Here is a 7,424-nt window from a genome sequence, read left to right on the forward strand (position 1 = left end):
GCATGCCTGCACAATCTACGGCGATGCCACTCCGCTCAACGATCGCGTAAGCGCATACAGCACACGCGAATCTTCGGCGTCGAGCGTGTCGGTATCCATGCCACGAAAATGATGATGAAACGCACGCACGGCGGCGCTGCGGTTATCCAGTGGGTAGCCGACCAGGCCCAGCGCCATCCATGGATCGAACTCGGCCGGCGGATCGATCAAAGGGCCCTTCGGCCACAAGCCGAAGCCGGCATCCGCCAATTGCTTCCACGGAAAGCGCGGGCCCGGATCGTTCTTGCGGGTCGGCGCGAGATCTTCATGACCGATGATTTGCGTGCGGGGACTGCGCAGCCGCTCGGTTAAATCGGCAAGCAACCGCAGCAGGCTGCTGATCTGCGCCGGCGCGAACGGCTCATCGCCGGTGTTATCCAGCTCGATACCGATCGAGGCCGAGTTGACGTCGGTAATCGTCCCCCAGCGCCCCGGCCCGGCGTGCCAGGCGCGTTGTTCGTCAGCCACCAGCTGATAGATGTCGCCTTCGCTGCCGATCAAATAATGCGCGCTTACCGGGCCGCCGCTATTACCTGTGCGCAAGGTGGTCAGGCTCTTCTGCACCGAATGTTGATTGGTGAAATGCAGCACGATCAACACCGGCCGGCGCAGGTCGTAATTCGGTGACGGCACCCAGCGCGCCATCGGATTGTGCGCAGGCATCGGTGCGCAGGCGGCTAGCCCTGCCAGCGACAGCGACAACAGCAGGCGATAGCTGATGCGCCGCATGCGCGCAGCGCTGGATTCGGCAGCGGGCAGATCAGACATAGCCAAGGCCATTGCTTTACGAGGGATGCGCCGAACGTGCCGCATCGCTATCGGTGCGTCAAGGTCGGCGCGCAGGCGTCCAGCAGATCACGCGTTGGTTGAAGGCAAAGGCAAGGCAGCCCGCTGGCGTAGAAGAACGGCGACGGATCGATCCTTCCTTTTATCGACACGGCAAGACACGCCTTACAACCGAGCAGCATGATTCACAGCAAGCCCATGCCCTTGGAACCGCCCATGCCAGCCGGTTACGGATACAGCCATAGGTGTTCGATGATCGGCCCCATCGCCAGCGCCGGCAGGTAACTCAGGCCACCGATGATGAGCATCGAGCCGATCACCAGCCCGCCCAGCAACGGCCCATCCAGCGGCAGGCTACCAGGGGTTTCCGGACGTCGCCCTTGCGCGGCGAATTGGCCGGCAAGCGCCAGCGCCGGTATCGCCAGCCAGAAGCGGCCCGCCGTCATGGCAATGGCGGTAGTGACATTGTAGAAAGCCGTATTCGCGTTAAGGCTGCCGAAGTTCTGCCCGTTGTTCGCCATCGAGGTGATATAGGCGGTGAAGATTTCGCTGAAGCCATGTGCGCCGCCATTCGTGCTCAGCCCGGCCAGGCCCGCCTGCGTGGTGACCGCCAACGCGGTCAGCGGCAATACGAACAACGGGCCGATGATGGTGTACAGGGCGATCAGTTTCATCTCGACAGGGTTAAGCGTCTTACCGAGATATTCGGGCGTGCGGCCGACCATCAGGCCGCCGATGAATACCGCGATCAAGACCATGATCAGCATGCTGTAGATGCCGGTGCCCAGGCCGCCGAAAATCGACTCGCCCAGCAACATGTTGAAGATCAGCACACCGCCACCCAACGGCGTGTAGCTGTCGTCGGCGCTATTGGTCGAACCCGTCGCACCATTCGAGGTGGTGATAGCCGTCAGTACCGAGGCACCCATGCCAAAGCGCACCTCCTTGCCTTCCATGTTGCCGCCCGGCTGCAGCGCGGTCATGGCTTGATCCACGCCGAGCGCGGCGATCCGAGGGTTGCCTGCTTGCTCGGCGCGGTCGCACAGCAACAAGCCCGCGCCAAACAGCAAGGCCATCACGACGAACAGCAGCCAGCCATGCCGCTGCTGGTCAGTCATGCACCCCAGCGTATAGGTAAGCCCAGCTGGCAATACGGCAATAGCCAGCATGCCGAGCAGGTTAGTCAGCGGGGTGGGGTTCGCATACGGATGGGCGCCGTTGGTGTTGAAGAAACCGCCGCCGTTGGTGCCCAGGTTCTTGATGAACTCCAGCGCGGCCACCGGACCTTGCGGCAAGGTTTGCGGCGCCCCCGCCAGCGTGGTGACCGATACATACGGGCTCCAGTTTTGCGGCACTCCCTGCCAGACCAGGATCAACGCACCGATCAAGGAGAGTGGCAACAACACCCACAGAATCGAGCGGGTCAGGTCGATCCAGAAATTGCCGATGCTGCCGCTGCGCTGCCGCGCCAGGCCCCGTATAAAGGCGATGCCAACCGCCAGGCCGGCGGCTGCGGCGAGAAAGTTCTGCGCGGCCAGGCCGACCATCTGACTGACATAGCTCATGGTGCTTTCGCCACCGTAGGCCTGCCAGGTGGTGGTGGTCGCAAAGCTGATCGCGGTGTTCATCGCCAGATCGGGTGACAACGTCGCCGGTTTGAACAAGGGATCGAAAGGGTGGCCAAACGGCTGCAACCGCAAGATCAGGTACAGCAGCAGTGTGCCGGCAAGACTGAAAAGCAGAAAAGACATGGCATATCTTTTCCAACTCATCGCTTGCTTTGTGTCGATGCCGGCGAGCCGGTAGATCGCCCGCTCGATGGGAACCAGCACGCGGTCCAGCGGCGTGGCGCCGCCATCGAATACTCGTACCAGATACATGCCCACGGGCTTGACCAGCACCGTCAGCAGCGCCAGAAACACGCCGTACTGCAGCATATTCCACGGGTTCATCGCTTATCCCTGCAAACGGGCGGATATGACAGGCGCAAACTGCCCGTTAAGTCGTCGAGCGACCGTTGCTATGGATATCGGATGGCCATGGGCGAGCTGGCGCTGCCTTGCCTGGCGAGATGGCTGGTGTCGATAGGGCGCGTGGTCGTTGCGCTACCTGCGCAGGCGGCACAGAACGGCGCGGCTGCAGGCAAAACAGGAGATAGAGCGAGCCCAGGGCCAGGCCGCGCCACAGATTGGCAAGAGGCTGGCTGCCGCAGTTCACTTCCGCCATGCCGCTGCAGTGCGCAAGCACTTTATCGGGCGAGACGGTGGATAGCTGGACCAATCGAAAAACCGAAATCAAGAACAACAAGCTGATGGCGATCAAGCCGATACATCGTATTCGACGGGTCATGAGGGCAGCCTAGGGAGACGGAATCTTCATGCTGACGATTCTCGGAGCCACCGTATAAAAATACGATGCCCTAAATCCCGTGCCGCCGTATTTTTTCCATAAAAAAACCAGCCTGCCTTTGCCCATCGCTGGGTTCCGCAGGCTGCGAGACTATTCGGCGGCCTCAGCGCATAACGCCAAAGCCGCCTCGTTTCGCTACCTGGTTTTATCAGGCGATCTGGCCAAAGCGGCCGCTATTGAAATCCACGATGGCTTGGTTGATTTCCTCTACCGTGTTCATCACGAACGGACCGTGACCGACGATGGGTTCGTCAATCGGCTCACCGCTAAGCAGCAACAGCGAAGCATCGGTATTGGCCTCCAGCAACACACCGCGGCCTTCCAGCCCTAGCGTGACTAACTGCGCCTCGCGGGCGATCTGGCTGCCATTGACTTGCACCGTACCGCGCAACACCACCAGTGCCAGGGTGCGTCCTTCGGGGATCTCAAAGCGTGCCTCATGATCCTGATTAAGACGGATATCCCACACATCGATCGGCGTGAACGTCTGCGCCGGGCCGTGATGCTGGTGATAGTCACCGGCAATCACCCGCAGCTTGCCCGCGCCATCGGGCAAATCGATGGCCGGAATATCCTGGTTCAACAAGGTCTGGTAACGCGCCGGGGCCTTCTTGTCCTTGGCCGGCAGGTTGACCCACAGCTGGACCATTTCCAGCGTGCCGCCGGTTTTGCTGAAGTCGTGCGAATGAAACTCTTCGTGCAGGATGCCCGAGGCGGCGGTCATCCACTGCACATCACCGGGGCCGATCTTGCCGCCGGCCCCGGTGGAATCACGATGCTCGACTTCACCCTCGTAAACAATGGTCACGGTCTCGAAGCCGCGATGCGGATGCTGGCCCACGCCTCGCGGCTTGTCGCTCGGCTTGAACGTGGCCGGGCCGGCATAGTCCAGCAACAGGAACGGGCTCAGGTGTTTGCCGTGGCTGTCGTAGCTGAAAAGCGAACGGACCGGAAAACCATCGCCGACCCAATGCCCGCGGGGCGCGCTGTACATACCCAAAACCTTCTTCATCGGAGATCTCCTGTCGTCGTCAGCCGCAGCGGCTAAGCGGAATGACGGTCACGATAAACGCAGAACGATGGCGCCAATAGATAGCGAGATCTATCCTTTGCGTCCCATCCATAGAACGATGACCCGGCCATGCAGGATCTCAATGATCTGTATTACTTCACCCAGGTCGTCGATCACCAAGGCTTTGCGCCAGCCGGCCGGGCGCTCGGCATTCCCAAGTCCAAACTCAGCCGGCGCATCGCCTTGCTGGAAGAGCGGCTAGGCGCGCGCCTGATCCAGCGCTCATCCCGCCGTTTCTCGGTCACCGATATCGGGCAGGAGTACTACCGCCACTGCAAGGCCATGCTGATCGAGGCCGAGGCCGCACAGGAGGTCATCGACCTGCGGCAATCGGGCCCGCAAGGGGTCATCCGGCTGACCTGCCCGGTAGCCATGCTGTATGCCCGGGTTGGCTCCATGCTGGCCGACTATATGGCTGAGCATCCCAAGGTGATCATCGATCTCGAATCCACCAATCGTCGTATCGATGTGATCGGCGAAGGTATCGATATCGCCATTCGGGTGCGCCCCCCACCGCTGGAAAACAGCGATCTGGTCATGCGCGTGCTGGCTGAGCGCGGCTGGCGGCTGGTTGCCAGCCCGGCACTGCTCGAACGTTTTGGCCTGCCTCAGGTACCGGCCGATCTGCACCAGTTGCCTACCCTGGACACACGTCCCGCCATGGGCGATCACCTTTGGGAATTGAGTGGCCCGCAAGGCGCGCACGCGACCATCCGCCACGAACCGCGGCTGATCACCGACGATATGATTGCGCTACGCAGCGCGGCCCTGCGTGGCATCGGCATCACCCAGCTGCCAAGCATGATCGTCTGCGATGAAATCCGCGACGGCCGGCTGATCGCCTTGTTGCCCGAGTGGTCACCCAAGAACGGCATCGTGCATGCGGTCTTTCCATCGCGGCGAGGCGTGCTTCCCGCCGTGCGCACCTTGATCGATTTCCTGGCGGCACGCTTTGCCGAGATCGATGACTGAGTGAAAGCTGCAGGCAGCCAAGGCAGCGCGCTGAGCCCACCCGCAAGATATGGACGGCTAAATGCCAGCGGCGGGAACCATCCTGCGATAGTTCATTTGCCCTCCGTTTGAAACGGCTTGGCATAGCCTAGGCCACGCTCACTTTGCTCCAGAACGTCCTTTGAAAAAATCAGTTCCGCCGTGTTGTCCGGGTAAATATGAACCCCTAGCGAGCGGACCTCCGGCGGTATCTGCGCTGCCGTCACGACCAGGGCATTCTTGACCCGATAGGCCTCTCCGTTATCAGCCATTCCCTTGGGGCCATCCACGCGCCACGTCAACGTCTGCGGACCGAGAGGAATAGCTACACCGGCAACCGTGCTGAACTGTCCATAGGGGCTCTCCGACAAAGAGGCCGATCCGCCAACCATTTCACCGTCTAAATACACGTCATAAATAGGCCGATTCAAATAATTGAATACGACCACATTCACTAGCACTTTTTTGGGCCCGAACAGCGTCCATTCATGGCTTCCCCCTGCGCAAACGGCAAGGCTATAGAACAAGCCAAGGCTTACCAGGCCGCAGAAGATTCGACCGCGGATAGAAACCTTCACGGGCATGGCTCCTATGCTTGTGCTGACCGATGCGGCCAAGCCCCGCGCTCTTCATCGGACAGCGACAGGGTGACGCTACGCCCACTCGTGGCAGCTTCTATCGCCGCCTCCAGTACCGCCATGACCGTGATCGCCTGCAACGGTGAAACCGGGTTGGCACCTTGGCCACACAGCGCGTCACGTAGCATCGCATAGTACCGACGTTGGTCGCCGGCAGGTGTCGGTAGCCGGGATACCTGACCGCTGCCATCGTAGAACAGCATGTCGTCGGGGTCTTCGCCCCAGCCAGCTGCGCCGGGACGAACGCCGGCCAGCAGCTGCGCCTCCTGCCGATCGGCCAACGGCTTGAGCAGGCTGCCGCGGCTGCCATGCAAGATGAAACGGGCGCCGCCGCCCGCGACCAGCATGCTGGCGTGCAGAATCACTCGCAGCGAACCGTAGTCGAGCAACACCTGCGCCCAGTCGGTCGCCTGGCCGCCGTCGCGCTGAATCGCCATATGCGCCTGGATTCGCTGGGGCAACCCAAACAGCTGCAACGCCTGGTCGATCAGGTGCGGCCCCAGGTCGTACCAAAGCCCGCCACCGGCACCGGCCGATTCGCGCCACCGCACGCGCGGCTCGGGCCGAAACCGGTCGAAGTGCGATTCGACATGCGCCAGCCTGCCGAGCAGGCCTTGCTCGATCACCTGCCTGACGCCCAGATAGTCGCTGTCCCAGCGGCGATTCTGGAATACCGACAACACTCGCCCATGCCGGGCAGCCAGCGCGGCCAATTCGCGCGCTGCGGCAAGATCGAGCGTAAAGGGTTTATCGACCACCACATGCTTGCCCGCCTCCAACGCGGCACGGGCCAGCGGCGCGTGCGTGTCATTGGGCGAGGCAATCACCACCAGGTCCACATGCTCATCGGCGACGGCGCGATAGGCATCGGCGATCACCTCGACAGCAGGCAGATCGGCATGCACTTTATCCGCGTCGCGTGAGGCCACCACCGTCAGCTCAAGACCATCGACAGCAGCGATCAGCGGTGCATGAAACGTCTTGCCGACAAAGCCATAACCGATCAACGCAATGCGCGTCGGCGCTGCCATATCACTCATGGGTGCTCCAAATACGCGCGGCACAAGCCGGTTCAATCGGTGCCTCGCGCTAAAAAACGGCTGGCGAACATGATGCCTCAAGCCGGTGTGGGCATGTTCACTCTGCCGCTCTGTCGGCAGCGGCAGGCAGCGCCATCATGAGGCGCGGCTTGCACGGGTCGGATCCGTCGCGGATGAAATCCATATCTCATCGCCGGATTGCATGACCAACACATACTGCCCCGGCTCGACGCAATCGACCTCCAGCAACCCAGGCGAAGATCCCCACGGATGCTCAGCCGGAATGCTGATCTCGGTGACGCCTTCAAAAACCACCGTGAACGGATGCTGCACAGCGCCGCCCGGGGCGCCATGAAAATGCAGCGTGCAGCGGCGCGTACTCCACTCGAACTCGATCAAGCCGAGTGTCGCATCGTGCAAATTCGTCAGCGCATCAGGCAGATCAGTCAT

The 7,424-nt window shown here is 61.5% G+C and carries 8 protein-coding genes; 1 reads left to right on the forward strand and 7 read right to left on the reverse strand.

All coding sequences use genetic code 11. The annotated features are described in order from the left end of the window. Window positions 1-15: 15 nt before the first annotated feature. The 4 genes from OUZ52_RS21460 to OUZ52_RS21475 all read right to left on the reverse strand — a co-directional run bounded on the left by OUZ52_RS21460 (window position 16) and on the right by OUZ52_RS21475 (window position 4,246). Window positions 16-768 (reverse strand): N-acetylmuramoyl-L-alanine amidase, encoded by a 753-nt coding sequence (locus OUZ52_RS21460; RefSeq protein ID WP_266160635.1) that lies wholly within the window; start codon window positions 766-768, stop codon window positions 16-18. A 284-nt stretch (window positions 769-1,052) separates the two neighbouring features. Beyond that, window positions 1,053-2,777, reverse strand: coding sequence for a potassium-transporting ATPase subunit KdpA (kdpA, locus tag OUZ52_RS21465; RefSeq protein WP_266160628.1), 1,725 nt, complete (start codon window positions 2,775-2,777; stop codon window positions 1,053-1,055). 46 nt (window positions 2,778-2,823) lie between these two features. After that, on the reverse strand, window positions 2,824-3,174 hold the full coding sequence (locus OUZ52_RS21470) for a hypothetical protein (RefSeq protein ID WP_266160629.1): 351 nt from the start codon (window positions 3,172-3,174) through the stop codon (window positions 2,824-2,826). Window positions 3,175-3,382: 208 nt separating this feature from the next. Next, window positions 3,383-4,246, reverse strand: a complete 864-nt coding sequence (locus OUZ52_RS21475) for a pirin family protein (RefSeq protein ID WP_266160630.1) — start codon at window positions 4,244-4,246, stop codon at window positions 3,383-3,385. A gap of 129 nt (window positions 4,247-4,375) precedes the next feature. Here OUZ52_RS21475 and OUZ52_RS21480 point away from each other — a divergent pair, with 129 nt between their 5' ends. Beyond that, window positions 4,376-5,278 carry a LysR family transcriptional regulator gene (locus OUZ52_RS21480; RefSeq protein WP_266160631.1) on the forward strand — a complete coding sequence of 301 codons (903 nt, stop codon included), beginning with the start codon at window positions 4,376-4,378 and terminating at the stop codon, window positions 5,276-5,278. Window positions 5,279-5,370: 92 nt separating this feature from the next. Here OUZ52_RS21480 and OUZ52_RS21485 read toward each other — a convergent pair whose 3' ends face one another. The 3 genes from OUZ52_RS21485 to OUZ52_RS21495 form a co-directional block, all read right to left on the reverse strand. Continuing rightward, window positions 5,371-5,874, reverse strand: coding sequence for a hypothetical protein (locus OUZ52_RS21485; RefSeq protein WP_266160633.1), 504 nt, complete (start codon window positions 5,872-5,874; stop codon window positions 5,371-5,373). Window positions 5,875-5,885: 11 nt separating this feature from the next. After that, window positions 5,886-6,965, reverse strand: coding sequence for an oxidoreductase (locus tag OUZ52_RS21490; protein WP_266160636.1), 1,080 nt, complete (start codon window positions 6,963-6,965; stop codon window positions 5,886-5,888). 144 nt (window positions 6,966-7,109) lie between these two features. Continuing rightward, the coding region (locus OUZ52_RS21495) for a hypothetical protein (RefSeq protein WP_266160634.1) at window positions 7,110-7,424 on the reverse strand (315 nt) is incomplete at its 5' end.

The sequence above is a fragment of the Dyella silvatica genome (assembly GCF_026283955.1).
GTDB lineage: Bacteria > Pseudomonadota > Gammaproteobacteria > Xanthomonadales > Rhodanobacteraceae > Dyella_C > Dyella_C silvatica.